This is a genomic window from Pseudorhizobium banfieldiae (genome assembly GCF_000967425.1).
In the GTDB taxonomy this organism is placed as follows: domain Bacteria; phylum Pseudomonadota; class Alphaproteobacteria; order Rhizobiales; family Rhizobiaceae; genus Neorhizobium; species Neorhizobium banfieldiae.
Genome location: NZ_FO082820.1, coordinates 1770428 through 1796270 on the forward strand (window position 1 = coordinate 1770428; position 25843 = coordinate 1796270).

At 61.3% G+C, this 25843-nt stretch carries 26 protein-coding genes, 1 tRNA gene and 1 pseudogene; 12 read left to right on the forward strand and 16 right to left on the reverse strand.

The features are described 5' to 3' along the window. Positions 1-12 precede the first annotated feature (12 nt). Positions 13-762, reverse strand: a complete 750-nt coding sequence (locus NT26_RS08760) for a cytochrome c biogenesis CcdA family protein (protein WP_052638420.1) — start codon at positions 760-762, stop codon at positions 13-15. Positions 763-955: 193 nt separating this feature from the next. Here NT26_RS08760 and NT26_RS08765 point away from each other — a divergent pair. From NT26_RS08765 to NT26_RS08775, 3 genes and pseudogenes are all read left to right on the forward strand, one after another. Then, positions 956-1031, forward strand: a tRNA-Lys gene (locus NT26_RS08765). A gap of 81 nt (positions 1032-1112) precedes the next feature. Beyond that, positions 1113-1454 (forward strand): annotated as a pseudogene (locus NT26_RS08770) (YkvA family protein); the annotation flags it as partial. A gap of 274 nt (positions 1455-1728) precedes the next feature. Further along, the gene (locus tag NT26_RS08775) at positions 1729-2130 is read left to right on the forward strand and encodes a hypothetical protein (RefSeq protein WP_052638421.1); all 402 of its coding nucleotides are present in this window, start codon (positions 1729-1731) and stop codon (positions 2128-2130) included. 72 nt (positions 2131-2202) lie between these two features. On the opposite strand, the gene NT26_RS08780 is transcribed toward NT26_RS08775, so the two are convergent. The 7 genes from NT26_RS08780 to NT26_RS08810 form a co-directional block, all read right to left on the reverse strand. Continuing rightward, positions 2203-2961 carry a TIGR04290 family methyltransferase gene (locus tag NT26_RS08780; protein WP_052638422.1) on the reverse strand — a complete coding sequence of 253 codons (759 nt, stop codon included), beginning with the start codon at positions 2959-2961 and terminating at the stop codon, positions 2203-2205. An 80-nt stretch (positions 2962-3041) separates the two neighbouring features. Beyond that, the gene (locus NT26_RS08785; protein WP_052638423.1) at positions 3042-4157 is read right to left on the reverse strand and encodes a CgeB family protein; all 1116 of its coding nucleotides are present in this window, start codon (positions 4155-4157) and stop codon (positions 3042-3044) included. Beyond that, positions 4154-5242 (reverse strand): CgeB family protein, encoded by a 1089-nt coding sequence (locus NT26_RS08790; protein WP_052638424.1) that lies wholly within the window; start codon positions 5240-5242, stop codon positions 4154-4156. Before NT26_RS08790 ends, NT26_RS08785 begins: the two co-directional genes overlap by 4 nt. Beyond that, entirely contained in the window at positions 5239-6369 is a 1131-nt protein-coding gene (locus tag NT26_RS08795; protein ID WP_052638425.1) for a CgeB family protein, read from the reverse strand. The genes NT26_RS08790 and NT26_RS08795 overlap by 4 nt, the downstream gene beginning before the upstream one ends. A gap of 2 nt (positions 6370-6371) precedes the next feature. Next, positions 6372-7445 (reverse strand): glycosyltransferase family 4 protein, encoded by a 1074-nt coding sequence (locus NT26_RS08800; RefSeq protein WP_052638426.1) that lies wholly within the window; start codon positions 7443-7445, stop codon positions 6372-6374. 38 nt (positions 7446-7483) lie between these two features. Then, positions 7484-9523 (reverse strand): SDR family NAD(P)-dependent oxidoreductase, encoded by a 2040-nt coding sequence (locus NT26_RS08805; RefSeq protein WP_052638427.1) that lies wholly within the window; start codon positions 9521-9523, stop codon positions 7484-7486. Next, entirely contained in the window at positions 9520-10626 is a 1107-nt protein-coding gene (locus tag NT26_RS08810) for an NAD-dependent epimerase/dehydratase family protein (protein ID WP_052638428.1), read from the reverse strand. Before NT26_RS08810 ends, NT26_RS08805 begins: the two co-directional genes overlap by 4 nt. Positions 10627-10811: 185 nt before the next feature. Here NT26_RS08810 and NT26_RS08815 point away from each other — a divergent pair, with 185 nt between their 5' ends. From NT26_RS08815 to NT26_RS08830, 5 genes are all read left to right on the forward strand, one after another. Beyond that, on the forward strand, positions 10812-11423 hold the full coding sequence (locus tag NT26_RS08815; RefSeq protein WP_052638429.1) for a DUF1003 domain-containing protein: 612 nt from the start codon (positions 10812-10814) through the stop codon (positions 11421-11423). 60 nt (positions 11424-11483) lie between these two features. Further along, complete coding sequence (locus NT26_RS08820) at positions 11484-12473, forward strand: MDR/zinc-dependent alcohol dehydrogenase-like family protein (RefSeq protein ID WP_052638430.1); 990 nt, start codon at positions 11484-11486, stop codon at positions 12471-12473. After that, on the forward strand, positions 12470-13498 hold the full coding sequence (locus NT26_RS08825; protein WP_052638431.1) for a Gfo/Idh/MocA family protein: 1029 nt from the start codon (positions 12470-12472) through the stop codon (positions 13496-13498). The genes NT26_RS08820 and NT26_RS08825 overlap by 4 nt, the downstream gene beginning before the upstream one ends. 111 nt (positions 13499-13609) lie before the next feature. Further along, positions 13610-13735: a hypothetical protein gene (locus tag NT26_RS23290; RefSeq protein WP_268876990.1), complete on the forward strand. Its 126-nt coding sequence runs from the start codon at positions 13610-13612 to the stop codon at positions 13733-13735. A 53-nt stretch (positions 13736-13788) separates the two neighbouring features. Beyond that, the gene (locus NT26_RS08830) at positions 13789-13998 is read left to right on the forward strand and encodes a hypothetical protein (RefSeq protein WP_152337475.1); all 210 of its coding nucleotides are present in this window, start codon (positions 13789-13791) and stop codon (positions 13996-13998) included. An 84-nt stretch (positions 13999-14082) separates the two neighbouring features. On the opposite strand, the gene NT26_RS08835 is transcribed toward NT26_RS08830, so the two are convergent. After that, positions 14083-14406 carry a hypothetical protein gene (locus NT26_RS08835; RefSeq protein WP_152338662.1) on the reverse strand — a complete coding sequence of 108 codons (324 nt, stop codon included), beginning with the start codon at positions 14404-14406 and terminating at the stop codon, positions 14083-14085. A gap of 252 nt (positions 14407-14658) precedes the next feature. On the opposite strand from NT26_RS08835, the gene NT26_RS08840 reads away from it, so the two are divergent. Genes NT26_RS08840 through NT26_RS08850 form a run of 3 tightly spaced genes read left to right on the forward strand, consistent with a single transcriptional unit; the run spans position 14659 to position 17858 of the window. Continuing rightward, entirely contained in the window at positions 14659-15942 is a 1284-nt protein-coding gene (locus NT26_RS08840) for an efflux RND transporter periplasmic adaptor subunit (RefSeq protein ID WP_052638433.1), read from the forward strand. Between the two features lie 7 nt (positions 15943-15949). Continuing rightward, positions 15950-16666: an ABC transporter ATP-binding protein gene (locus tag NT26_RS08845; protein ID WP_052638434.1), complete on the forward strand. Its 717-nt coding sequence runs from the start codon at positions 15950-15952 to the stop codon at positions 16664-16666. Further along, positions 16656-17858, forward strand: coding sequence for an ABC transporter permease (locus tag NT26_RS08850; protein ID WP_052638435.1), 1203 nt, complete (start codon positions 16656-16658; stop codon positions 17856-17858). The genes NT26_RS08845 and NT26_RS08850 overlap by 11 nt, the downstream gene beginning before the upstream one ends. Before the next feature lie 37 nt (positions 17859-17895). On the opposite strand, the gene sufA is transcribed toward NT26_RS08850, so the two are convergent. The 7 genes from sufA to NT26_RS08885 all read right to left on the reverse strand — a co-directional run bounded on the left by sufA (position 17896) and on the right by NT26_RS08885 (position 24893). Next, complete coding sequence (gene sufA / locus NT26_RS08855; RefSeq protein WP_052638436.1) at positions 17896-18288, reverse strand: Fe-S cluster assembly scaffold SufA; 393 nt, start codon at positions 18286-18288, stop codon at positions 17896-17898. A gap of 75 nt (positions 18289-18363) precedes the next feature. Beyond that, on the reverse strand, positions 18364-18744 hold the full coding sequence (locus tag NT26_RS08860; RefSeq protein ID WP_052638437.1) for an SUF system Fe-S cluster assembly protein: 381 nt from the start codon (positions 18742-18744) through the stop codon (positions 18364-18366). A 10-nt stretch (positions 18745-18754) separates the two neighbouring features. After that, positions 18755-19996 (reverse strand): cysteine desulfurase, encoded by a 1242-nt coding sequence (locus NT26_RS08865; protein WP_052638438.1) that lies wholly within the window; start codon positions 19994-19996, stop codon positions 18755-18757. A 2-nt stretch (positions 19997-19998) separates the two neighbouring features. After that, entirely contained in the window at positions 19999-21276 is a 1278-nt protein-coding gene (gene sufD, locus NT26_RS08870) for a Fe-S cluster assembly protein SufD (protein WP_052638439.1), read from the reverse strand. Between the two features lie 21 nt (positions 21277-21297). Next, positions 21298-22053, reverse strand: a complete 756-nt coding sequence (sufC, locus tag NT26_RS08875; RefSeq protein WP_052638440.1) for a Fe-S cluster assembly ATPase SufC — start codon at positions 22051-22053, stop codon at positions 21298-21300. 62 nt (positions 22054-22115) lie between these two features. Then, complete coding sequence (gene sufB / locus NT26_RS08880; protein WP_052638441.1) at positions 22116-23585, reverse strand: Fe-S cluster assembly protein SufB; 1470 nt, start codon at positions 23583-23585, stop codon at positions 22116-22118. 141 nt (positions 23586-23726) lie between these two features. Continuing rightward, positions 23727-24893 (reverse strand): cysteine desulfurase family protein, encoded by a 1167-nt coding sequence (locus tag NT26_RS08885; protein ID WP_052638442.1) that lies wholly within the window; start codon positions 24891-24893, stop codon positions 23727-23729. A gap of 225 nt (positions 24894-25118) precedes the next feature. Here NT26_RS08885 and NT26_RS08890 point away from each other — a divergent pair, with 225 nt between their 5' ends. After that, positions 25119-25796: an alpha/beta hydrolase gene (locus NT26_RS08890; protein ID WP_052638443.1), complete on the forward strand. Its 678-nt coding sequence runs from the start codon at positions 25119-25121 to the stop codon at positions 25794-25796. The last annotated feature ends 47 nt before the right edge of the window (positions 25797-25843 follow it).

Consider the following 25843-nt stretch of genomic DNA (forward strand, 5'->3'; position numbering starts at 1 on the left):
GAAGGGCCCGGCTTAGCCGATTTGCATCAGGATTGGAAAGGTCTGCTGGAACCAGATCGCGACCGTACTGATGAACCCGAACATGAATGCCAGTCCGGTGAGGACGAGCAGCACGCCCATGACCTTCTCGACAGCACCGAGGTGCCGGCGGAAGCGCGACAGGAAACGCATGAACGAGCCCGAGAAGCCGGCCGCGATCCAGAAGGGGACGGCAAGCCCGAGCGAATAGACGGCAAGCAGCGTCGCTCCGTCGCCCACCGTCTCGCGGGAGGCCGCGACACCGAGGATTGCCCCGAGGACCGGACCGATGCAGGGGGTCCAGCCGAATGCGAAGGCGAGGCCCATGACATAGGCGCCGGAAAGGGTTGCGGGTTTTCCGCTGCTCTGAAAGCGCGCCTCGCGGGAAAGCAGACCGATCCGGAAAACGCCGAGGAAATTGAGGCCCATGGCGATGATGATCAGCCCGCCGATCTTGGACAGGAGATCGAGATGCTGGCGCAGCAACACCCCGATGGTCGATGCGCCGGCGCCGAGTGCCACGAAGACCGTTGCAAAGCCGAGGGTAAAGAAGACGGCGGCCGTCAGCACCGCCCGCCGCGTTGCCACTGCGGCCTCGCTCGGCCCCTCCCCGCGAAACTGGTCCACGGAAATGCCAGCCATGTAGCAGAGATAGGGCGGTACCAGCGGCAGCACGCACGGCGACAGGAACGACAGGGCTCCCGCCAGCAAGGCACTCCAAAACGATATGTCCGCAATCGACAACAGCAACTCCTGCGATCCGCCCTATCCAGGGTCCGCCTGCCTAAAGCATGGTGAGACCGCAATGCCAATCACGTTTTTGAATGCAGCTTGTCTTGGGACAAGAAGCCGCATTTTTGCTGTTTTTGCGGTTGACCCGGAAAGCCCGTCTGCATATGTTCCGCGCACTTCCGAAAGGGGCTTCCCCTTTGCGTGGGAGAGCGTAGCTCAGCCGGTAGAGCAACTGACTTTTAATCAGTAGGTCCAGGGTTCGAACCCCTGCGCTCTCACCAACCTCCCCTCATCTTGAGTTTGGAACCCACAATCTTGCCCCAAGATGACGATTGTGCTGCTGCATCTATATACGATCTGTCATGACGAGGTTGATGAGCAGATTGCGCGAATGGGCCCGATTGCTGAAACGCGATGTGGTGGCACTCTGGGTCGCTGCAAGAGACCCGCGCACTCCGCTCGGAGCGAAAATCGTTGCAGCCTGCGTCGCGGCTTACGCCTTGTCTCCTGTAGACCTGATCCCCGACTTCGTGCCTCTCCTCGGCTACCTCGATGACCTGCTGATCGTGCCTCTTGGTACCGCTCTTGCGATCCGCTTGATCCCCCCTGGCCTGATGTCCGAATTCAGGGTACTTGCTGAAGAGATCAGCGCGCGCCCGAGCAGTCGTGCCGGACTTCTGGCGATTATCTTGATCTGGGCGCTCGCAACTGGGCTGGCCGGCTGGTGGGTCTGGGAGGTCCTGGAAACGGCTGATCCGTTGGAGCAGGCGCCCTCGAGAGTCTCGGCACCGAAGATGTCCACACAGGCAACTAGGTTGCCTGTGATCCGCCCCCCGCCAAGATCCGATAAGGCCCGTCTAGCTCCCGCGTGATTGACCCCACGTGCTTCCAACGAGATGCACCTACCTGATTACATTTTTCATCAGCTTTGGTATTCTTGACCGTTGTCAAACTTGGCTCTGACAGGAGGGGATTGTCATGCCACGCCTAGCAAATCTGTATTTCAAGACTGCGATCTGTTTTCTCATCCTCGGCATCATCATGGGGCTGCAGATGTCGATTTCGCACGATCACGCCGCAGGCGGTGCCCATGCTCACAACAACCTGCTCGGCTGGGTGACCATGGCGATCTTCGGCGGATACTATGCGCTGAACCCTGCCAAGGCCGAAACGCGGCTCGCCCAGCTGCAATACTGGGTCTACACGGCAGGCGTCACCGTGATGATCCCCAGCCTCTACCTGCTGCTCGGCGGCAATGCCGCCATGGAGCCGCTCGTCGCGATCTCGTCGATCGTAACGTTCGCCGGCGTCCTGTTGTTTGCCGGGGTTATCTTCACCCGGCCCAAGCCGATTGCTGAACCGGCCGCAGTACCGGGCTGAGGGGCATCGGACCAGGCTGCAGGTTGATCAGAATGGCGGGCGGATTCTCGGCGCCCGCCCCTTTCCCTGGCGTCAGCCGCAGACGAAAGTCGGAGGCTCGACCGCATAGTGGCGCTGACCGCGCCCAAGAAGGTAGACCTCACGCTCCGGATGATCGCGAATGACGAAGCCGGCGCTGCGCAGCATCGCCTCCATCGCAGCCGAATTGGGCAGGAACCAGTTCGTCGGGTCGCTTGCATAGCGTTCCTCGACGAAGAACAGCTTCGGATAGTCCGGCCGGTCAAAGACCGTCCATTCTGAAAAGTCGTAGTTTTCCTGGAGTTCAGGTAGACGCTCATCGCCGCGCTGCAGGCACTGGAAGAGCATCAGGTCGTCAGCGACGTGCTCGTAGATCAGGTCGAGGGCGAGCAGCGGGTGCCGCAGGTGGTACAGAACGCCCATGAAGATCACCAGGTCGAACCGCTCCTTGAGCTTCGGGACGTCGTAGACGGACATCTGGAGGTATTCGATATCGAGGCCCTCGTGCTTGGCCGCGAACCGCGCCTGTTCCAGGTAGCGGGGATCCGGCTCCAGGCCAACGACCCTCCCAGCGTTCCGCCTCTTCATTTCCATCGCGTAGAAGCCGGCATTGCAGCCGATATCGAGGACGCTGCGGCCTTCCAGGTCATCTGGAATGACATGCCTGAAGCCCTGCCATTTGAAGTTGGGGTAGTCGCCGAGAAAGTGCTCGGGCGCCGTTTCGACACCGCCGATCCGCATGTTCTGGAACCATGGACCAAGGCTATCGATCTGTTCCTTCAGGTGGCGTCCCGGATCGCTACGTGCATCCATTCCTACTATCCCATGTCTGGTTGACCGTTGGCGGTGGGGAATCGATCCAGAGCATCAGTGGCTTTGGGCCTGGCTTCCCTTCAAGCGGAAATGCGTTGTCGCGGATGTCGTTCCGTCTCCCTCCCCGGCGGGATCGCCAGAAGCGCCTCCACCAGTTCCCGCGATCGGGCGAGGCCCGTATGGTCGGCAAGCACCCTTGCCTGGGCGGATGCAGCGATTTCGTCCCGTTTCGCGTCGTTCGTGGCGGATAACGCCGCAACGACGTCGGCAGTGTCGCGTGCTATGATGATCGCGTCCTCGTGCGGCAGAAGCTCATCCAGCCCGCGCCAGTAGTCGCTGATGATCGGCGTCCCGCAGGCGGCCGCCTCGAAAAGGCGCACGCTGGGCGACCAGCCGGCCTCGGTCATGTCGGCCCGCGTCACATTCAGCGTGAAGCGCTGGCGGCTATAGAAGGAGGCATGCTCGGCGGGCGGCAGGTGCTCGATCCGGTCGACATTCTCCGGCCAATCGATCTCCGCAGGATATTGCGGACCAGCGACGACGAAGCGTCTGTCCGGCAGGCGGCGCGCGACGTCCAGCAGCAGCCTCTGAACGGTCGGCTGGCGATCGGGACTGTAGGTGCCGAGGTAGCCGAGGTCCCATTCGAAAGCTTCGCCGGTATTGACGTAACGCGCCGGATCGACCGAGCAATAGAGGGCGACGGCATTTCGTGAGCCGTACACCTCCTCGAGCCTGTTCAACACCTCACCACCCGAGAACGAGAAATAGGCGTCGAAAAGGGGTATCTGCCGCCGCGCCAGATATTCCTCGTCATTCCGGTCGAGCTTCGCCAGTGTCACTGGCGTGTCGATGTCATAGAAGCAGAGGCGCTGCGGAGCCAGCGTTGCGGCTTCGTCTATAACCCTGACGCCCTCGGGTACGTAGGAGCCGATGATCACTGCGTCTGCCGACCTTATCCGGTCAGCGTAATTCCCGATCAGATCCTCCACCTGCATATAGTACTGCAATTCGCAGAAGTCCGGCGCTGGCAGATCGCGCTGGCTCGCGTACCAGGGAACGTCGCGCTCCAGGAACAGCACATGATGGCCCTCCTCCTTCAGGCCCCTCAGGAGCGCCCGGTAGGTGGTGGCGTGGCCATTGCCCCAGGAGGATGAGAGGGAAAGCCCGAGGACAACGATGTCGAGTGATTGTCTCATTCGGCAGCCTCCAGGTTCTCGGCATGGCGGCGGAAGAGGAGATCCACCGTTTCGGCGCGGTGGGCATAGGTGTGTTCGGCAACGACACGCTGCAGTGCCCGCTGTCCAATCTCCTTCGCCCGCTCCTGGGAAAGACCGGCGAGAATATCCGCTACGTCCCGGCCATCGCGCGCCACAAGGACTTCCTCGTCCGGCTTCAGGAACAGTTCGATGCCTTCCCAGTAGTCGGTGATCAGGCAGCCCCCTGCCCCGGCAGCCTCGAAGACGCGGGTCGCAGGAGAGAACCCGTTCTCCGCCATGCTGGCTCGCGAGATGTTCAGTACCGCCTTGGGCGTGACGTTGAAGGCATTGTGGTCGCGCGTCGACACGTGACCGATATAGTTGACGTTCTGGGACATCGGCTTGTCTTGCCAGCCCGACCCGCCAAGCAGGAAGGTCTGATCGGAGAGGCGCGAAGCAGGATCGAGGAAGAACTCCTCCACCCGCGCCTCGCGATCCGGAAGCCGATTGCCGAGAAAACCGAGATCAGCAGTGAAGCGCGGTTCAGCGGGAACGGGCTGATGCGTCTGAGGATCAAGTGCGTTGTAGATTGGAATGCACTCCTGCGCGCCGATGAAGCGATAGGCGTCGACGACGGGATCACCGCCGCCATAGGTGAGGACCATGTCGATCTTGGCGAGCGCGCCGCGCAATGGATGGTCCGGCGCTCCCCGGACCTCCGCCAAAGTCGCGGGTGCGTCAACGTCCCAGAAAATCTTGAGCGCTTCCGGCCGCGCATCGCGCAGCAGTTGCTCAAGCAGGAAATCGTCCTCGAAACCGACACCGCTTGCCTTCACGACGACATCCGCTGTGGCGGCTTGCTCTGTCGCCCTTTTCAGAGACTCCACATTGCCTTCGTAGACGACGACCTTGCACCACTCCGGCGGGTCGATGTCGCGGTTCTTCTGCCGATCATAGACGTCCGGCTCGTAGAAGGTGATGTCGTACCCTTTCTCGGCCAGAGCCCGCAAAAGGCCGCGGTAATAGGTGGCGGCCCCATTCCAATAGGCGGAGACAAGGCTTGATCCGTAAAAGGCAATCTTCATTCTGCGGCCTCCGCGGTTGTTGCATGGGCAGCTTCGGGGCAGCTTTCGAGATCAGCCAGGAAGGAAAGGAGTTCGTCGACGCGATGGCGGCAGGTGTGCCGTGCGAGGATCCTCTCTCGGCCGGTGACAGCGAGTTCGCGTGCGAGGTCCCGATCGGTGAGCACGCGGCGAAGATGCTGCCTCATCTCCTCGCCATTGCGCGCAACAAGGAAGTCGGTGCCGGGGCAAAACAGGCCTTCACAGTCCTCCCATGGCGCCGAGATGAGGGGAATGCCGCAGGCCAGCGCCTCAAACACTCGGATTGTTGGAATCCCCGGCAGATTTTCGACGTAGGGGCGCCGCGGGATATGCATCGTCACGCGATATCGGGCAAAAGCCTCGGGCACATCGGCATTGGCGATCCAGCCCTTGTAAGCGATGCCCGCTTCGGCGAGAGACGCCAGTGCCGATTGCGGGTAGCGGACGCCATGGACGGTCGCCGTCAGATGAAGATCCCGTGCGGGAGCCACCAGGAATTCTGCAATCTCGGCTGTACGCTCGTCATCGCCCCAGTTGCCGATCCATACGAGGTCGCCAGTCTTTTCCACGTCCGGCATCGGCTTGAAGATGCTCGTGTCCGCCGCTTCATGCCATGTGAGAACGTTGCGGCCCCAGCCCGCTTCGAGGTAGCGCTGGCGCAGCGTTTCACCAAAGGCGAGCACGCCGTCGTAGTCCTGGAGATCGAGACCGCCGATATCCTTCTCGGCCGAAACCGCCCGGTGGTGCGTGTCTTGAAAAAGGAGAGCAAACCGCCCTCCATGCCTGCGCACCCGGCCGATCTTCTCCACCAGGGAAGGTTCCGACCACTCGTGGACCACCACGACGTCGGCATCGGCCAGAGCTGCCTCGTGATCGAAATCGGCCCCATAGATCCGCGTTTCGAGGTCCGGGAATGTTGACCTGAAGCGCTCCAGGGGGGCCGCCCCCTGGTCCCGGACCAGATTTTCGCGACTCCAGGAGCCTTCCGGTTCCAGTGCAACGGCATCATGTCCCCGACGTATCAAGTCACGCATGACGCCACGCAGGAAATGCGCATTGCCATGATTCCAGTCCGACATCAGGGAATGGGTGTAAAAGATGAAACGCATCACTACTCCGCAGCGGTCAGTGTGTTATTTTTTGTTCTCAGTTCGGCATAAATCTCAGCCATGGCCCGGGCCTGCGCTCCGATCGTTAAGTCGAGCGATCGATCATAGGCCTTCACTGCAAGCATGGCCCGCAGATCTGCATCATCAGCCAACCGGTTGATCGCCTCGATGAACGCCTCCGGGTCGTCAGGATCGGCAAAGCAGGCACAGCCGTCCCACAGCTCCCGATAGGTCTCGATATCGGAAAGAACGAGCGCAGCGCCCGCACGCGCAGCTTCAAGCGCTGCCAGCCCGAACGGTTCGTAGACGGAGGGGGAGACGACGATCTTCGCCCGTCGCATCAACGAGATCGTATCGGCATAGGACAGTTCGCCCCTGTGCTGCGCGTGCGCGATCGGCGTGTACTGGCCACCAGGCCCGTCATTGGCGCCGGCCATGATGACTGGCCATCGGGTTGCGGCAGCCGCTGCATCGAGCACCCTGCCGTTCTTCCCGTCATCCCACCAGCGTCCGGCGGCAAAGACCATGTCGGTCTTTTCGGCAAGCAGGTTCTCAAGCCCGCTGCCGTTGTGAATAACGCGCATTGCCGGGATGGATCCGTAGGCTTGGGCCACCATCCTCGCGTGGCTATGACTGGGTGAAACCACGACGTCCGCACGCCTAAATCCTCGGCGATTGAGGTCCTCCTGCCAAAGCCAGTTTGGAGGAACGGGCTGTCGGCGCACCCCGGCGAACCAGGTAACAACGCAGGAGTGGGAGACGGCGACGACAGGCAGATCGGTTGGGATTTCCGCAGCCTGCGAGGGAAGGTTTAGGTGTAGGACGTGCGCACCCACGTGTCGACCGACTTCGGCGATCAACCGCGGAACATCTGAAAGGTCGCCCTCCGCGGAGACGAGCCAGTCGAGTGGCGCGTCCAGATGGACAAGCTGCCCCACCTGCTCTGCCTCTTCCACCTTCTGGGCTGACGGCGCGGGGCCCAGACAGGCGAAGACGGTTTCCACTCCATGTCCGCGCAACTCGACTGCAAGATCCATCGCGTAGCGCCAGACACCGCCGATCGCATCGACAGTCATCAGCAATCTCATCTCACGTGCGGGCAACCACTGCTGCGTCACGCAGGAATCCTTTTTGCTTCGCTGAGGATTGGCCGGCCGCCAAAACGATGCTCGACCAGCCACTCCGCGAGATGGCGGATACCACCACGCCAGCGGGTCCTGGCCTGCCAGCCGAGCTCCTGCTCGAGCTTCCTTGTGTCGGCGATGAAGAAGTACTGGTCGCCTGCACGCCATGGGCCGAAGGAGGTTTTCAGCGGCCGCCCGGTTAGACGTTCGATCTCGCGGAGCACCCCGAGAATGCTGACGGAGTTATGGGGCCCGCCGCCGAGGTTGAAGACGCTCCCGCTAATCTTGTCGACGGAGGCCAATGCGGCGCGATAAGCAGCGACGGCATCGTCGACATGAAGAATGTCACGGACCTGCTTGCCGTTTCCGTAGATGGAGATCGGTTCGCCAGCCAGGGCACGAATCAGGAAATGAGCCACCCAGCCCTGATCCTCCGTCCCGAACTGCCGCGGGCCATATATGCAGCTCATGCGGAGCACCGCGCTCGGTATTCCGAACGACTTTGCGTAGTCGAGGACATACTGGTCGGCGACGCCCTTCGAGCAGCCATAGGGCGTGCAGAAGGAGAGCGGACGCTGCTCGTCGATACCATGAGCCCTGATCGCCTCCTCCGACGGGATATAGCGATCATCCAGTTCGAGCATGGTGATGTCTTCGAGCGCCCCGTAGACTTTGTTGGTGCTTGCGAAGATCACCGGCGCCCGGTTGCCGGCCTTGCGTACCGCCTCGAGCACGTTGATGGTGCCCCGCGCGTTGGTATCAAAGTCCTCGAGGGGATGTACCAGGCTCGTTGTAACCGCCGTCTGCGCAGCAAGATGGAAGACCGCCTTGGCATCGGTGAACGCTGCTTCGATCCCATGCATGTCCCGGATGTCCGCCAGGTAGGGGTGGACCCGATCGCCATGGCGTTCCCTTAGCCAGGAGAGGTTCTGGTCGACACCCGGCCGTCCGAGGTTGTCCAGAATGACGACATCCGCTCCCTCGCTCAGGAAGCTGTCCGCGAGGTTGGAGCCGATGAAGCCACTCCCGCCGGTAATGACGATGGGCGCGGCTCCCTCGCCGAGCCGTGGCGCCGGAAATTCGGTGACCTCGCGCACGCGCGCGACCCCGCCTTCCGTCAGGAGCCGAGCGAGAAGCTTCGGCTGGCCGTCATGGCTGACGGCCCCGAGATGATAGTGACGGGGATCGAACCAGAGGCCTTCCTGCACCGCAACATTCGGCGGCACGTCGGCCCAGGAGTACCAATAGAGCCTGTCGGCCGGTATATCCAAGGCATTGGAGAAGCGACGAACCTGTTCCATCTCGTCATTTCGCCAGGTCGAGTAGCCTGTCTCAGTGACCCAGATCTCCGAATTTGGATTGTACTTATCGAGGATAAGCCGCATCTCGCCGAGATGCATGTCCCAGCCGCCCCAACTGCCCTCCTCGCTGTCCCAGGTGCCCGGAAATCCGTGGAAGCCCACGGCGTCGACGACGCCGAGAACGCCCCGTTCGCCCATGAGGTTTAGCCAATAGGGATCGAAGGGGCATGGGCCGCCCAGCACCGGCTTGAACCCCCTCTGCTGCGCCCAATAAGCAGCACCGCCGACCATTTCGCAGAAAAGCTGAAAGTCGGTATCTTCGCGCCAGTCCCAATCCAGCAGGTTGTTCGGCTCGTTCCAGAGTTCGATGTGGCGGAAGTGCTTGCCGTACCGGGTCAGGACGTGATCGATGAAGTCGGCATAGGATTTTAGATCGTGCGGGGCTCCTGAAGAGCGTCCCGTTCGCGACATCGACGGCGGCGTATAGTGAACGCAGGGCAGAAGGTCGATCTGCGATCCGATCTGCGGAATGAGCCAGTCGAACCAGGCCTCTCCTCCGGGAGCGAGATATTCAGCCCAGGAAAGATGCGTCCTCAGATAGGATGCCCCCGATGCCAGGAGGCGCGGCAGCACCTCCTCTGTCCGTTCATATTCTCCCGGCCGAAACCACTCGACGAAGCCAAACTCTTTTGCTGCTGCATTTCCACGGCTAGATCCGGTGTGCTTCATGATACCAGACCCCGCTCCTCGAGCTGACGCCGCATCTCGCTGCCGCGGTCGACCGCTTCGGTGCTGCGGACCCACTCAACGAACGGCGCAAGCGAGTCCTCCAGCTTGTATTGCGGCTTGAAGCCAAGAAGCTCACGGGCCTTCGAGATGTCGGCGAAGCAGTTGCGGATATCGCCGGAGCGCGCCTTGTGCATGATCTCGGGTTTGATCTCCGGTACGCCCATGGCGTCCGCAAGAAGAGTCGCAACCTCCTCCACGGTATAGGCCTGACCGCTACCCACATTGATCACATGGCCACTGGCGCTCGGCTGCTCGTACGCCAGGCGGAACGCCCGAGCGACATCGCGAACATGGACGAAATCGCGGCGTTGCTGGCCGTCTTCGAAGATTGTCGGCGGTTGGCCGTTGGCAAGCCGCGACGCAAAATTGGCAAGCACTCCCGTATAGGGATTGGACAGCGCCTGCCCTGCACCGAAGACATTGAAGAGACGAAGAGCGACCGCCTCGACACCATAGGCTTCCCCAAAGATCAGGACCTGCTTCTCTTGCGCATACTTCGTCAGCGCATAGATGGAGGCGAGGTCCACCGGCTTGCTTTCGTCGGTGGCGACCGGTATCAGCCTTTCGCCGTCCGGCCCGGCGGGCTCCCAGTGCCCCTGACGGATCTGCTGCGCCTTGCGGCGGATAAAGCCCATCGTACGTCCGTCGTCGGTGGCGTAGAGCCCCTCGCCATAGACGCTCATCGACGATGCGACGACGATACGACGGATCGGCAGACCAATCATGGATTCCAGGAGGACGGCGGTTCCGAGATCATTGCCGCCCACATAGCGAGCGATTTCGTACATCGACTGTCCGACCCCGACTTCGGCCGCCAGGTGGATCACCCCATCAACCCCCTGGAGCGCCTCCGTCACCGCAGCCTTGTCGCGCACATCGGCTCGGATCACCTCGACCAGGTCAGGAACTTCCGCCTCCGCATCGGCGTGGACCTGGTCGATCAGCGCATCAAGGACGCGGACCTGGTAGCCTGCAGCCAGAAGTTCTTCGACGACGTGGCGCCCGATAAAACCACATCCACCTGTCACGAGAATTGTTGACATCTGCACTCTCTTCGCTGGAACAAATTGGCGATTTCGCGAGGAGAACCAGAGGCAGGTGCAAAAGTTCCTTCTTCAGAGACATCTTTGTCATCAATGACATCTTCAACCGGTGAGATGCCATCGGCGGAACACTTTCAGTGGATCGGCGTTCGGGAGCGTCGAAAACGCCACGAGAGGCTTCGCCGATGCAGGCTGCACCGATCCGAGATAACACTTCCCCCAAAGAGGATAGTGCAGTGCCGCCGATTTCCAATGTCCTGGATCGCAATATAAATGCTTTGATACTTCGGAGGGCGCAGGACGAGAGGACGCTCTCCCGGCAGCAGAGGGTAGCCAACGGTATCACTGCCTTCGTCGGCAGTATGGTCTTCGTCTATATCCATGCCGCTCTGTTCGGCCTCTGGATCCTTATCAACATCGGCTGGCTTCCGGTGGTGCCCGCATGGGATCCTTCACTTGTAGTGCTTGCCATGGCCGCTTCGGTGGAGGCCATCTTCATCTCCACCTTCGTGCTCATCAGCCAAAATCGCATGGCGGCCGAAGACGACAAGCGCGCGGACCTCAGTCTGCAGATCGCCTTGCTCAACGAGCACGAAACCACGCGGCTGGTGACGATGGTCTCTGCACTCGCCGGCAAACTGGGGGTTGATCCGCAGGTAGCCCCCGAAGAACTTGAAGAGATGCAGCGCAATCTACCGCCCGATGTCGTCCTTGAGGAAATCGAGCGGCAGAACGAAAAGGGCGCATCTTCTTCATCATCTTCATCTTCAGGAACTCCCGCCTCCCTGACGCGTTAGTCTCGACAGCCGCTCCTGCTGAAGAAGGGCGCCTGACGAAATGCGAGGGAGACGACGCGAATGAATATCATGACCAGTTCCAGGACGGAGTTGATGAGCGCCGCCATCATCACTGCCCCCGGGACGATCGTCGTGGAACAGCGACCACTGCCGCAGCCGGGACAGGGCCAGGTCAGGATCAGGCTGGAAGGCTGCGGCGTATGCGCGTCCAACCTTACCCCCTGGGCAGGACCCGATTGGATGAAGTTCCCGACAGAACCCGGTGACCTTGGGCATGAGGGCTGGGGGTATATCGAGGCGCTCGGCGAAGGCGTCGACGGCCTGAAATTCGGAGACCGCGTCGCAGCCTTGTCATACCGTGCCTACGCAAGCCATGACGTTGCTGACGCGGACAAAGTGGTGCCCCTTCCAGACGCGCTCGAAGACACGCCCTTTCCCGGCGAACCACTGGGCTGCGCAATGAACATCTTCCGCCGCAGCGAAATCCGCGCAGGCCAGACGGTGGCGATCATCGGAATCGGCTTCCTGGGAGCGCTGCTGACGCAACTCGCGACCGCGGCCGGCGCGCGGTTGATCGCCATCTCGCGCCGCACCTATTCCCTGGAGGTGGCGCGCCGGATGGGGGCGACCGAGTGTATCCCCATGGAGGATCACTGGCAGATCATCGAAGAGGTAAAACGCCTCACCGACAATAGGATGTGCGACCGGGTTATCGAAGCGGTCGGCAAACAGTGGCCTCTTGACCTTGCCGCCGAACTGACCAGAGAGCGCGGCAGGCTGGTGATTGCTGGTTATCATCAGGATGAAGCGCGGCAGGTCAACATGCAGTTGTGGAACTGGCGGGGGCTCGATGTCATCAATGCGCATGAGCGGGACCCCGCTGAGTACATCCGGGGCATCCGTGAAGCCGTCGATGCCGTCGCCGAGGGACGCCTCGACCCCTCCTCGCTCTACACCCACCGCTTCCGACTTGATCAGCTCGACCAGGCGCTAGACATGACCAGAGAACGCCCGGAGGGTTTTCTAAAGGCGCTGGTGACCTTCCGATGAACGAGGTATTGCGCAGCAGCACAATGCCGGCTGGCTCCCGCCCGGCGCGGCTCGGCTTTCTCGGCGTCGGCTGGATCGGGCGTCATCGCATGGAGGCAATCCTTTCTTCCGGGGCAGGAGAAGCAGTTGTAATCGCGGATGCGTCTCCGGAGATGGTCGAGGAAGCTCGCCGGATCGCGCCGGCCGCCAAGGTCGTTGACGGGTTCGATGAACTCCTTCGGCACGAACTGGACGGCATCGTCATCGCCACCCCCAGCGCGCAGCATGCCGCCCAGTCGATCCAGGCGCTCGAGGCTGGCTTTGCTGTCTTCTGCCAGAAGCCGCTGAGTCGCAATGCACGCGAAGTGGAAGCGGTCGTCGATGCCGCCCGCAAAGCCGATCGCCTGCTCGGCGTCGATCTGTCCTACCGTCACACGCAGGGCATGGAGCACATCCATACCCTCCTGCAGAATGGCGAGCTCGGGTCAGTTTACGCGGTCGATCTCGTCTTCCACAATGCCTATGGACCAGACAAACCCTGGTTCTATGACAAGCAGCTTTCGGGTGGAGGCTGTGTGATGGATCTCGGCATCCATCTGGCAGATCTCGCGCTGTGGGCTCTCGATTTCCCGCAGGTGGAGAAGGTATCGTCGCAACTCTTCCACCAGGGCCGGCGAATTTCTGGGCAGGCCGCCGAGGTCGAGGATTTTGCCACGGCCACGATCGAGCTTTCGATGGGCACTGTTCTGAGGCTGACCTGCTCGTGGCGCCTCCAGGCTGGGACCGATGCGATCATCGGAGCGAGCTTCTACGGCACCGGCGGAGGCGCAGAAATGCGGAACGTGAGCGGCTCCTTCTACGACTTCGTTGCGGAGCGCTTCCAGGGGACATCTCGGGCTCCGTTGTCCGAGCCTCCGGAAGCCTGGGGCGGAAGGGCCGCCGTAGACTGGGCCCGCAGGCTTCAGTCGGGCGGCCGGTTCGATCCCGCATGCAGCGAATACACCGCAGCGGCGGCCGTCATCGACCAGATCTACTCTGCTGCTTGAAGCTGATCCGACTGTCCGTCTGCCGGTGAGGCCTGTGACATGATTCATCGCCGCTCGGCCGGCGCGGAACCTCTTTGCCCTCTGGGGGTTGTGAGGCTCAAGGAGTTCTCCATGCGCATTATTTTCGTCGTGATGCTCGCGTCAGTCCTGAGCATCCTCGCATTCAAGTACGTCGATCGGTCGATCGGCGAGTCGGATATCATGGCCTCGCCGATGGAGATGTCAGCCGAGAACTAGTGCTTGGCCAGAGGCGAGGCATAGGAACCATCCTACTGACGGAGGACGAAGCCATGTCCCGGAAGCAGATCATCCTCACCTTCCTTACAGCAATGACCGTTTACGTCCTGGCCGTTTTCCTGTGGCCGTCAAACATTACCCCCTCATCTCAGCCTGGTTCCGAGAAAGGAGCTCGGCTGGCAGGGTTGTCCAGCGAAGACGACTTCCGCCAGGAACGCTTCGGCGTTCCGTCGCCGGAGCAGACAGAGACCCGGATACAGTAGGAGGCACCGCGAACACGGCACCTCCTTCTCGAGGATCGGTGAGAACCGTCGTCGCCGCTTGTTCGGTAGCGCGGCGCGGTTGTCCTACTCGTGGATTTCGTAGGAACCCATTTCGCAAAGGTTCTGGCTGTCCTCGGTCGTATCCAGATCCGAATCCGCGGAAAACTCGAAGCGCATGTCGTATTCGCAGACGCTGCGGCCATCCGCGATCGTGATGCGGATGCTCTCACCCGGCTCAAGCACGTCATTTCCAAAGACGTCTTCTTCCCATTCATCGACGCCGACTGGCGAGGTGTAGAAGCGCTCAAGCGTGGAATTGGTCGAGTTCTTCAGGGTGAAGACGAGATCTTCCGCCTGCGCCACGCCTGCAGATACGAAAACAGCCGTCAGGGTAGCGACGGCGGCCATGCTTGTCTTGATCACGATTTGAAATCTCCTGCCCATGATTGGGCACGAATCTCTTAGCAGGAATGTTCCAGCCGGCAATCGGGGTGGTGGCACTTCCGGTACGGCCAGAATCAAGGTTACCGAAGTTTAAGTTGGTCTTCCCTGGCCCGCGTGGCATCTGCAGATTGCATCCGCAACCGATTGATCTGGCGCAGGGTCGTCCGGACTGCTTGCGTCTAGGCTTGTCGGGACGGCGAACGAGGAACAGGAACATTGAAAGTCGAGACCGACATCGAGAGACAGAAGGCCGACGCCGTTCCGGATCTTGCCGCGATCCTGGCAGCCCAGGGCCGCAAGCCGCGAAGCTCTCGGCTTTGGTGGAGCGTGATCCTCCTTGCACTTCTCTCCGGCGCCATCGGCGGATATCTATATTTTCAGGGCGACGGCGAGGCATACAATTATACGACAGCCCCCCTTGAGCGCGGCGATCTGCAGGTCATTGTCACCGCGACCGGTTCCGTGCAGCCGACCGACCAGGTGGATATCTCCAGCGAGCTCTCCGGTACAATTCGGGCAGTGAATGTGACCTACAACTCCTCGGTCAAGGCAGGCGCGGTTCTGGCCGAACTCGATACCAACAAATTGCAGGCCGATCTGGAAAATGCCCGTGCGCAGGTCGCCTCCGCCCGCGCCAACCTCCTGAAGGCAGAGACTGAGGTTGCATCAGCGAAGACGGCTCTGGATCGCCTTACAGCGCTTGCTGATCGCAACATCAGCAGCCGGCAGGACCTTGATTCGGCCCGCTTCGCGCACGAAGCCGCGATCGCCGCCAAGGCAGTCAGCGAGGCATCGGTCCAGGCCGCCGAAGCAAGCCTGCGTCTGGCTGAAGTGAACCTCGGCAAGTCCAAGATCATCTCACCGATCGATGGCGTGATCCTGACGCGGGATGTGGAGCCGGGCCAGACCGTCGCCTCCTCCCTCAATGCGCCAATCCTCTTCACTATTGCCGGCGACCTTCGGCAGATGGAGTTGCAGGTGGCGGTCGACGAGGCGGATGTGGGGCAAGTGAACGAGGGACAGGAGGCGACTTTCGCCGTGGATGCCTATCCGGATCAGCACTTCCCTGCCCGGATCCAGACCGTTCGCTTCGCTCCCGAGACGGTTTCAAATGTCGTCACCTACAAGGCGATCCTGACCGTCGAGAATAACGACCTTCTGCTGCGGCCGGGGATGACGGCGACAGCTGATATCGTAGTCGAGTCGGTGGAAGACGCGCTGCTCGTGCCGAATGCGGCCCTTCGCTATAGTCCGCCGGCCGTCCGCACCGGTAGCAGCGGAAGTATCCTGACCCGCCTTTTCCGCCCGCCACGCATGGGAGGCGGGCGCCAGTCAGGGCGTGACGAAGCCAGCCGAAGCGTATGGGTTCTCCGTGGCGGCACGCCGCAGCGCGTGACTTTGGAAACCGGACCCTCCGACGGGCAATCGACGGTCGTGCGTTCCGGCGAACTTGAGGAAGGCGATCTGGTGATCACCAACGCAACCGCCCGCAACGGTTGACGAGTCGATGGACAACCAACCCTTCATCGAGTTACGGCAGGTCTCAAAATTCTACGGGCGCGGCGAGGCAACGATCCGCGCACTTGATCATGTCGACCTGGCCATCAGCCAAGGCGAGTTTGTGTCGATCATGGGTCCCTCGGGTTCCGGAAAGTCCACGGCCATGAACATTGTCGGAGGCTTGGACGTGCCCTCCTCCGGCGAGTACCTGTTTCAGGGCATCCCGACCGCCAACTTTACCCGGACTCAACTGACTCTGCTGCGTCGCCACATGCTTGGCTTCGTGTTCCAGGGTTTCAATCTCCTGGCGCGCACCTCGGCGATCGAGAATGTCGAGCTCCCACTGGTTTATCGCGGCCTGCCCGCGCGGAAACGGCGCAAGCTTGCACAGCAAGCCCTCGAGCAGGTGGGGCTTCAAGGCCGTGAAAGCCACACCACACAGGAACTTTCCGGCGGCCAGCAACAACGGGTAGCAATCGCCAGGGCGATCGTCACCGATCCCGCCGTGCTGCTTGCCGACGAGCCTACTGGTAATCTCGACACCAAGACCAGCCGGGAGATCATGGATCTGATCTCCCGCTTGAACCGCGAGCGGAACATCACGGTCATCATGGTCACGCATGAAGAGGACATCGCTGCCTACGGCCGGCGCCTCCTCCGCTTCGTCGACGGCAGGCTTGCCAGCGATGAGAGCCATGTCCGGGAGGCCCGGCATGTTCCTTGAGACGGCGAAGCTCGCCCTGAGAGCGATCCGACGCAACTTCCTGCGATCCTTTCTGACCGTGCTCGGTGTCGTCATCGGCGTGGCGGCCGTGATTGCGATGGTCACCATCGGCAACGGCACGACCGCCCAGGTTCAGGCGGAACTCACGCGTCTCGGAACTAATACGCTTTTCGTCCGCCCAGGACAGTGGGGACCCGGCCGCGCGAGCACGGAAGCAAAGCGGTTCGATGACGGTGACGTCGAGGCGATCCGCAATCAGATAAGCGGGCTGCGCGCCGTCGCCCCCGTCAACCGTGGTAGTGCCACCATCATCGCAGGGGGAGAGAACCGCTCCTCCAGCGTGATAGGCACCACCAACGACTACCTGATCGCGCAGGACTGGGATCTGGCCTCCGGGCGGGCTTTCCTTCCCGGCGAGGAGCGCGGCCAGGCGGCCTGTTTCATTGGAGAGACGGTCAGGCGGGAGCTTTTCGGCACGGCTGATCCGGTAGGGCAAACAATCCGTGTCAGCAATATTGCATGCCCGGTGGTCGGGCTCCTTGCTCCGAAGGGCCAATCGGGCTTGGGGGACGATCAGGATGACACGGTCATCATGCCGCTGAAGCTGCACCAGCGGCGTATCGGCGGCACCACCACCATTTCCAGCATCACCCTCTCGGCCCAGGATGGCGTCTCCACCGCCATGGTGCAGGCCGACGTCGAAAGCCTCTTGCGCGAGCGCCGCCGGATCGGAATCGGCCGCGATGATGACTTCTCCGTCGCGGACATGTCGCAGATGGCAGCGGCAATGACCGGTACTACGACATTGCTGACGGGGCTTCTCGGCGCAGTGGCTGCCGTCAGCCTGCTTGTCGGGGGTATCGGCATCATGAACATCATGCTCGTCTCGGTGACTGAGCGAACACGGGAGATTGGCATTCGTCTGGCGATCGGTGCGCTGGAAAGCCAGGTGCTGACGCAGTTCCTGGTCGAGGCGGTCATGCTCTCGGTTTTCGGAGGCGTGGCGGGAATTCTGACCGGACTTGGCCTCGCCTATGGCGTGGTCGGCCTCTTGAACGTCCCCTTCGTGACTAGCCCGACGATCATCCTCGTCGCTTTCGCCTTTTCAGCCGTGATCGGCGTCGTATTCGGCTATTTCCCTGCCCGCCGCGCCGCGCAGATGAACCCGATAGACGCGTTGCGCCATGAATAAGCTGGAAGAAAGTCGCAGCAGGAAGCGGACGGACGGCTCAGCCTGCGTGCGACTGCTCGGCGCGCTCGCGTGCCAATGCGGCCAGATCAGCCGGCTTCAATTCGACTGACTCACCGCAGCCGCATGCCGACGTCTGGTTTGGATTCACAAAGGTGAAGCCCGATCTCATCTTCGTCGATTCGAAATCCATCCGGGTGCCCAGGAGGTAAAGGACGGCAGAGGGCTCGACCCAGACGCGCGCACCCGCGTGCTCGATCAGGTCGTCCTTGGGATTAGGCTCCGTGACCAGATCGATCGTGTACTCCATCCCGGCACAACCGCCCTTCTTGATGCCGACGCGCACGCCTTTGGCATCAGGACCGGAGTTCCCGACGATCGCCTTAACGCGGTCGGCCGCGGCGTCAGTCATGCTCATTACTGCAAAGCCCATGGGCCAATGCTCCTTCCACCCCCGGCGTCAAGGGCCGGTGCTGTTGGATCAATGTAAGTTCCGCCCGTAAGGCGATCAATACCAGCCGACGGCGACCTGCGCCTCTTCGGACATCCGCTCCGGCGTCCACGGCGGATCGAAGGTCATCTCCACCTCGACGCCAGAGACGCCCTCCACGGCTCCGACCGCATTCTCCACCCAGCCAGGCATCTCCCCGGCGACGGGGCAGCCGGGGGCCGTCAAGGTCATGACGATCTTGACCATGCGATCATCCTCAATGTCGATCTTGTAGATCAGTCCAAGCTCGAAGATGTCCGCCGGAATTTCCGGATCATAAACGGTCTTCAGTGCGGCGATGATGTCATCGCTAAGCCGCGCCAGTTCTTCCTGCGGGATCGCCGACTGGACGATGCCTTCGCGGGCATCCCACTTCAGTTCGCTGTCTTCCACGGCCATGGCAAGGTCCTCAGGCAAAGAATGTACGGGCGTAGTCGAGCGCATCTGCGAGAGCGTCGACCTCGGCACGTGTATTGTACATGCCGAACGATGCGCGGCATGTGGAGGTAACGCCGAACCGCTTCAAGAGCGGCATCGCGCAATGGGTACCGGCACGAACGGCGACACCTCGGCGATCGATGACCATCGAGACGTCATGGGCATGGATCCCGGCGAGTTCGAAAGAGAAGATCGCGCCCTTCCCCGGTGCATTGCCGATGATCCGCAGCGAATTGATCGCCCGCAGCCGCTCGGCAGCGTAAGCCGCCAGATCGGCTTCATGCTTCGCGATCGCTTCGCGGCCGATTGTGTCGATATAGTCGAGCGCGTAGCCAAGGCCGATCGCCTGGACGATCGGGGGCGTTCCCGCTTCAAACCGATGCGGCGGATCGTTGTAGGTGATCTCGTCTTCGCTGACGTCGACGATCATCTCACCGCCGCCCTGGAAAGGCCGCATCTCCTGCAGCCGTTCCTTCTTGCCGTAGAGCACGCCGATGCCGGAGGGCCCGTAGAGCTTGTGGCCGGTCATCACGTACCAGTCGCAGTCGATGTCCTGGACGTCCACCGGCATGTGAACCGCGCCCTGGCTACCGTCGATCAAGACCGGAATACCGCGATCATGGGCGATACGGCAGACCTCCTTGACGGGCACCACCGTGCCCAGGGCGTTCGACATATGGGTGACAGCGACCAGCTTAGTCTTGTCCGTCAGCGACTTCTCGAAGTCCTCGATGTGGAAGGCGCCGTCCTCATCGACCGGCACCCAGACCAGCTTCGCCCCCTGTCGCCCCCGGATGAAATGCCACGGCACGATGTTGGAGTGATGCTCCATGATGGTGATGACGATCTCGTCGTCCTCGCCGATCTTCGGCATCCCCCAGCCATACGCCACCGTATTGATGGCCTCAGTGGAGGACTTCGTGAAGACGATGTCGTCCACCGATGGAGCGTTGAGGAACCGTCTTACCTTCTCGCGAGCGCCTTCATAGGCATCCGTCGCCGCGTTCGACAAGAAGTGCAAGCCGCGATGGACATTCGCATATTCCTGCGAATAGGCGTCTGCTATCGCGTCGATCACGACCTGCGGCTTTTGGGCCGAGGCGCCATTGTCCAGATACACCAGAGGCTTGCCGTAGACCTCCCGCGACAGGATCGGAAAATCCCGGCGAATGGCTTCAACATCGTATTCTGTCGCTGGCGTGATCTGGTCCATGGTCAGGCGTGCTTTTCCAGCCAGGTCGAGATGACGCTTTCCAGCGCTTCGACCAGCTTTTCGTCCTCGAGTTCCTCGACAATCTCGGCGACGAAGGCATTGACCAGCATGGCCCGCGCCACGTTCTCCGGGATCCCGCGTGAACGCAAATAGTAGAGGTGGTTCTTGTCGATGTCCGTGACGGTCGCACCGTGGCCGCAGACCACGTCGTCGGCGAAGATCTCCAGTTCCGGCTTCACGGAGAACTCGCCGTCGTCCGTCAGCAGGAGCGTGTTGCACGCCATCTTGGCATCGGTCTTCTGGGCGTCAGGTGCCACGCGGATCATGCCCTGGAAGACGCCCCTGGCCCGGTCGAAGACCACGTTGCGGATGATCTCGGTCGAGCTGGTGTGCGGCACGTTGTGGCCCAGCACCAGCGTGACGTCTGTGTGGGTCTCCTGGCCGAGGAGATTGACGCCGCGGAGGGTCAGTTCGCTTCCCTCGCCCTCGACATCGATCCTCAGTTCCTGGCGCACCAACTTGCCGCCGACATTGACGACGAAGAGCTTCAGCTTCGCTTCGGCTGCAAAGCGCACGCGGATCTGGCCGAGATGCGTGTCATCGGCGCCCTGCTCCTGCAGGATCACCCAAACCACGTCAGCGCCCTCTTCCAGTGTCAGGTCGCTGATGGAGGATATGAAGGCGGCGTCACCAGTCACCGAGCGGTGACGTTCAACGATCGTCGCCCGGGAACCCGCGCCGAACGTCACCGGGAAGCGGGTATGAACCTGCCCTGCCCCGTGCAGCGCCTGCAGTTCGATCGGCGTTTCTACCGTTGCCCCGGCCGGCACGTTGATCTGGTAACCGTCGCAGACAAAGCTGCCGTTGATTTTGCCAATCGCGTCGTCCTTGTCACGGGCCGTGAGCGATTGCGCGGCCGCACCGCTGACGAGGGTGTCGGCAAAACTAGAAACCTCGGCGCCATCGACGATAACGGACGGCGCAGCAGCACCCTGAAGGACCGGCAATACCGTTGCCCCTTCAATGAGCGAAGCAACGGGTTCAATCGTCGGCGCCACCACGTTCGAGGCCGGCACAGCGCGCAGCAGCGTGCGCAGGTCCGTATAGTGCCAGGATTCGACCCGGCGCGTCGGGAGCCCGGACGTCTTCAAGTCGTCCAGCAGACGGTCGCGAGTACCCGCAACAGCACCGTTGCCCGGCAGGCTCCCCATCTGTTCATTATAGGCCTCGATCAGCGCCGTTTCGGCTGCCGTCAGGCGATTGGTCATCTGAATGTTCATGTCTACATCCTTCCCGGGGGTTCAGGCAGCTTCCCCGATGATGTCTGCATAGCCATTGGCTTCGAGTTCGAGCGCCAGGTTCTTGTCTCCGGAGCGGATGACCTGACCCTTGTAGAGCACGTGGACCGTGTCCGGGACGATGTATTCGAGCAGGCGCTGGTAGTGCGTGATGACGATCACGGCGCGATCGGGGGACTTCAGCGCATTGACGCCATCCGCGACGATCTTCAGCGCATCGATATCGAGGCCGGAATCGGTCTCGTCCAGGATGCAGAGCTTCGGCTCGAGCAGCGCCATCTGCAGGATTTCCGCGCGCTTCTTCTCGCCACCCGAGAAGCCGACGTTCAACGGCCGGCGCAACATGGCGGGATCGATCTTCAGTTCGCCAGCGGCTTCCTTGACCCGGCGCATGAATTCCGGGGTCGTGAGTTCTTCTTCGCCACGAGCCTTGCGCTGCTCGTTCATCGCGATCTTGAGGAACTGCATGGTGGCAACGCCCGGGATCTCGACCGGGTACTGGAAAGCGAGGAAGATGCCCTTGGAGGCGCGCTCAGCCGGGTCGAGTTCAAGAATGCTCTCGCCGTTGTAGAGGATGTCACCCTCGGTGACTTCGTAGTCTTCGCGGCCGGACAGGATATACGACAAGGTCGACTTGCCAGAGCCGTTCGGCCCCATGATGGCTGCGACTTCGCCCGGCTTTACGGTCAGGTTCAGGCCGCGAATAATCTCGGTGCCGTCTTCGGCGATGCGGGCGTGCAGGTTCTTGATCTCAAGCATTTACAAATCCTCTCGGACAAACATCGTTGCGTGCAGAGCACGTAGATTGCGAATTGATGGCGTCAGCCCACAGAACCTTCGAGACTGATGCCGATCAGCTTCTGCGCCTCGACGGCGAACTCCATCGGCAGCTCCTGGATAACGTCCTTGACGAAGCCGTTGACGATGAGCGCGATCGCCTCCTCTTCCGGGATTCCGCGCTGCATGACGTAGAACTTCTGGTCCTCGGAAATCTTCGAGGTCGTCGCCTCGTGCTCCACCTGCCCGGACGCGTTCTTCACCTCGATGTAGGGCACCGTGTGCGCGCCGCACTTGTCGCCGATCAGCAGCGAATCGCAATTGGTGAAGTTGCGGGCATTCTCGGCGCGACGATGGATCGAAACCTGGCCGCGATAGGTGTTCTGCGACTTGCCGGCAGAAATCCCCTTCGAAATGATGCGGCTCGACGTGTTCTTGCCGAGGTGGATCATCTTCGTACCGGAGTCGATCTGCTGGTGGCCGTTGGAAACGGCAATCGAATAGAACTCGCCGCGGCTGTCGTCGCCACGCAGGATGCAGCTCGGATACTTCCACGTGATCGCCGAACCGGTCTCGACCTGTGTCCAGGAGATCTTGGAGCGTGCGCCACGGCAATCGCCGCGCTTGGTGACGAAGTTGTAGATGCCGCCCTTGCCCTGGGCATCGCCAGGGAACCAGTTCTGGACGGTCGAATACTTGATCTCTGCATCATCCAGCGCAACGAGTTCGACTACCGCCGCATGCAACTGGTTTTCGTCGCGCTGCGGCGCCGTGCAACCCTCCAGGTAGGAGACATAGGCGCCCTCTTCGGCGATGATCAACGTGCGCTCGAACTGGCCCGTATTCTTCTCGTTGATACGGAAGTACGTCGACAACTCCATAGGGCAGCGTACGCCCTTCGGCACGAACACGAAGGAACCATCAGTGAAGACGGCGGAGTTCAGCGTCGCATAGTAGTTGTCGGTGGTCGGAACTACCGAGCCGAGATACTTCTTGATGAGGTCTGGGTGCTCGCGGATGGCCTCGGAAATCGACATGAAGATCACGCCGGCCTTCTCCAGTTCCTTCCGGAAGGTGGTCACGACCGAGACAGAGTCGAAGACAGCATCGACGGCGACCTTGGAAGTCTTCACGCCAGCGAGGATTTCCTGCTCGCGGAGCGGAATACCGAGCTTCTCGTAGGTGCGCAGGAGCTCCGGAGCGACCTCGTCAAGCGAGGTGGGGCCCGTAACGTTCTTCGGCGCCGCGTAATAGTAGATGTCGTTGAAGTCGATCTTCGGATAGTCGACGCGTGCCCAGGTCGGCTCTTCCATGGTCAACCAGCGGCGATAGGCGTCCAGACGCCATTCCAGCATCCATTCCGGCTCCTGCTTCTTCGCCGAAATGAAGCGGATGATGTCTTCGGAAAGACCTTTCGGGGCCTTGTCCACTTCGATGACGGTCTCGAAGCCGTATTTATACTGATCGATGTCGATCCCACGGACCTGATCAATTGTCTCCTGGACGGCAGGCATGCGCGTTCTCCAACTGTCAGCCGGCAGTCGAGCCGGCACCTCTTTGTTCGGACGGGAAGTTCCGCCTTTATGTAGTTGCCAAAAGGCGTGTTTCACACCTCGCGGCAAGCGGAAAGTTGCCTTTCCGCAAGTTTCTTGCTGCTAGGCAGCCTCTCCTGCCGGACGCCGCCGGTCGGAAATCTTCTTGAACGCGGCGAGTGTCGCTGCGACGTCGTCTCGGGTGGTCGTGGGTCCAAGGGAAATCCGCAGGCCGCCGATTTCCTGTTCAAAGCCCATGGCCGTCAGCACCTGGCTCTGCCCCACTTTGCCGGAGGAGCAGGCCGAACCTGCAGAGATCGCAATACCTTCCAGATCGAATGCAATCTGCCCGGTCTCCGACTTCAAGCCCGGGAGGCTGAAAAAGCAGGTATTGGCGACTCGGTCGACGCCGCGCCCATGGATGATGACGTCCGACGCTGCTGCCAGCATTCCAGCCTCGAGATCATCCCGCAAACGGGAGATTTCAGAAATTCGCTCGCCTAATCCTTCAAGTGCTGCTTCCGCCGCAGCCGCGAAGCCAATGATCGCGTGAAAACTCTCTGTCCCCGACCGGTGACCCTTCTCCTGGCCGCCGCCCCGGATGAGAGGAGCCGGCATCAAGGCCTCACCCCGCGCGACCAAGGCGCCCACCCCCTTCGGGCCGCCGATCTTGTGGGATGTGAGGATCAGGAAATCCGCATCGAGAGCCGCAATATCCACCGGTATGCGACCAACAGCCTGGACAGCGTCCACAATGAGCAGCCCGCCAAACCGACGGACGATCTGCGCAGCTTCGGAAACCGGCTGGATCACCCCGGTTTCGTTATTGACCAGCATCAACGCCACCATGGGCGGACCGGCTGACCGGTCGTGTCCTGCCAGCGACTGCTCCAGGGCCTCGAGATCCACGACACCTGAGCGCGTAGCGGCGAACCGGCATATCTGCTCGGTTGCGAAACGTCCGCCTTCGCGGACGGCGGAGTGTTCGATCGCCGAAGCATAGAGGCGGCTTACCTGGAGTGGTGAGCGCCCCATCCGGAAATCCGGTGTCAGCACATGGTTAATGGCTTCAGTCGCCCCGCTGGTGAAGATCACATGAGCGGGCTCCGCCCCAACAAGAGCGGCAACATGACGCCGCGCCTTCTCGACAGCCGCCCGAGCCGCACGGCCCTCGGCATGAACGGAGGAAGCATTGCCGGGAAGTGCGAACGCGTCGATCATAGCATGCCGCGCTTCAGCCATAAGCGGAGCGGTCGCGTTCCAGTCCATGTAGACGCGTGCCAAAGCCATTGCCCGACCCGTTTTCCTTCCTAGATACCCGGTCAACCCAGCGCAGCGCCGGAGCAGCCGCATTTTTCTTGAAATTCAAAACAGCCTTGCCGTAAGAGACGTCAGCCGGCCATCAGGCGGCCCAAGTTTCGAATGGTTCTAAACTGAGTTCTAGAAAAGCTGACCGGCTTCGTCAAGTCTTACTTGACGCTCAGTGCCCGACCAAAACACGTGACCGGAGTACCAATGCCCGAAGTCATCTTCAACGGCCCCGCAGGTCGACTGGAAGGCCGCTACCAGCCTTCCAAGGAAAAAAGCGCGCCGATCGCGATCATCCTGCATCCGCATCCGCAGTTCGGCGGCACGATGAACAACCAGATCGTCTACCAGCTCTTCTACATGTTCCAGAAGCGCGGCTTCACGACGCTTCGGTTCAATTTCCGTGGCATCGGACGCAGCCAGGGAGAGTTCGACCACGGCGCAGGCGAACTTTCGGACGCGGCATCCGCTCTCGATTGGGTCCAGAGCCTTCATCCGGACTCCAAGAGCTGCTGGGTCGCCGGGTATTCCTTCGGCGCGTGGATCGGGATGCAGCTTCTCATGCGCCGCCCCGAAATCGAAGGCTTCATGTCGATCGCGCCACAGCCGAATATCTATGATTTTTCCTTCCTGGCGCCCTGCCCCTCGTCCGGCCTGATCATTCATGGCAATGCCGACAAGGTGGCGCCCGAAAAGGATGTCCTGGGTCTGGTCGACAAATTGAAGACCCAGAAGGGCATCCTGATCACGCACAAGACCGTGGAAGGTGCGAACCACTTCTTCAATGGTCAGGTCGACCATTTGCTGGCGGAGTGCGAGGATTATCTCGACCGTCGCCTAGACGGCGATCTGGTGCCTGAACCCGCTGCCAAACGGATTAGGTAAGCCAACAGCACTGCTAGCTTTAGCGGCCGCCGTAACGGGCGGCCGTT

Coding starts and splice junctions, on each gene's coding strand:
- NT26_RS08775 (WP_052638421.1), top strand. CDS start 1,729: ATGCCACGCCTAGCAAATCTGTATTTCAAGACTGCGATCTGTTTTCTC.
- NT26_RS08780 (WP_052638422.1), bottom strand. CDS start 2,961: ATGGATGCACGTAGCGATCCGGGACGCCACCTGAAGGAACAGATCGAT.
- NT26_RS08785 (WP_052638423.1), bottom strand. CDS start 4,157: ATGAGACAATCACTCGACATCGTTGTCCTCGGGCTTTCCCTCTCATCC.
- NT26_RS08790 (WP_052638424.1), bottom strand. CDS start 5,242: ATGAAGATTGCCTTTTACGGATCAAGCCTTGTCTCCGCCTATTGGAAT.
- NT26_RS08795 (WP_052638425.1), bottom strand. CDS start 6,369: ATGCGTTTCATCTTTTACACCCATTCCCTGATGTCGGACTGGAATCAT.
- NT26_RS08800 (WP_052638426.1), bottom strand. CDS start 7,445: ATGACTGTCGATGCGATCGGCGGTGTCTGGCGCTACGCGATGGATCTT.
- NT26_RS08805 (WP_052638427.1), bottom strand. CDS start 9,523: ATGAAGCACACCGGATCTAGCCGTGGAAATGCAGCAGCAAAAGAGTTT.
- NT26_RS08810 (WP_052638428.1), bottom strand. CDS start 10,626: ATGTCAACAATTCTCGTGACAGGTGGATGTGGTTTTATCGGGCGCCAC.
- NT26_RS08815 (WP_052638429.1), top strand. CDS start 10,812: ATGCAGGCTGCACCGATCCGAGATAACACTTCCCCCAAAGAGGATAGT.
- NT26_RS08820 (WP_052638430.1), top strand. CDS start 11,484: ATGAATATCATGACCAGTTCCAGGACGGAGTTGATGAGCGCCGCCATC.
- NT26_RS08825 (WP_052638431.1), top strand. CDS start 12,470: ATGAACGAGGTATTGCGCAGCAGCACAATGCCGGCTGGCTCCCGCCCG.
- NT26_RS23290 (WP_268876990.1), top strand. CDS start 13,610: ATGCGCATTATTTTCGTCGTGATGCTCGCGTCAGTCCTGAGCATCCTC.
- NT26_RS08830 (WP_152337475.1), top strand. CDS start 13,789: ATGTCCCGGAAGCAGATCATCCTCACCTTCCTTACAGCAATGACCGTT.
- NT26_RS08835 (WP_152338662.1), bottom strand. CDS start 14,406: ATGGCCGCCGTCGCTACCCTGACGGCTGTTTTCGTATCTGCAGGCGTG.
- NT26_RS08845 (WP_052638434.1), top strand. CDS start 15,950: ATGGACAACCAACCCTTCATCGAGTTACGGCAGGTCTCAAAATTCTAC.
- NT26_RS08850 (WP_052638435.1), top strand. CDS start 16,656: ATGTTCCTTGAGACGGCGAAGCTCGCCCTGAGAGCGATCCGACGCAAC.
- sufA (WP_052638436.1), bottom strand. CDS start 18,288: ATGGGCTTTGCAGTAATGAGCATGACTGACGCCGCGGCCGACCGCGTT.
- NT26_RS08860 (WP_052638437.1), bottom strand. CDS start 18,744: ATGGCCGTGGAAGACAGCGAACTGAAGTGGGATGCCCGCGAAGGCATC.
- NT26_RS08865 (WP_052638438.1), bottom strand. CDS start 19,996: ATGGACCAGATCACGCCAGCGACAGAATACGATGTTGAAGCCATTCGC.
- sufD (WP_052638439.1), bottom strand. CDS start 21,276: ATGAACATTCAGATGACCAATCGCCTGACGGCAGCCGAAACGGCGCTG.
- sufC (WP_052638440.1), bottom strand. CDS start 22,053: ATGCTTGAGATCAAGAACCTGCACGCCCGCATCGCCGAAGACGGCACC.
- sufB (WP_052638441.1), bottom strand. CDS start 23,585: ATGCCTGCCGTCCAGGAGACAATTGATCAGGTCCGTGGGATCGACATC.
- NT26_RS08885 (WP_052638442.1), bottom strand. CDS start 24,893: ATGGCTTTGGCACGCGTCTACATGGACTGGAACGCGACCGCTCCGCTT.
- NT26_RS08890 (WP_052638443.1), top strand. CDS start 25,119: ATGCCCGAAGTCATCTTCAACGGCCCCGCAGGTCGACTGGAAGGCCGC.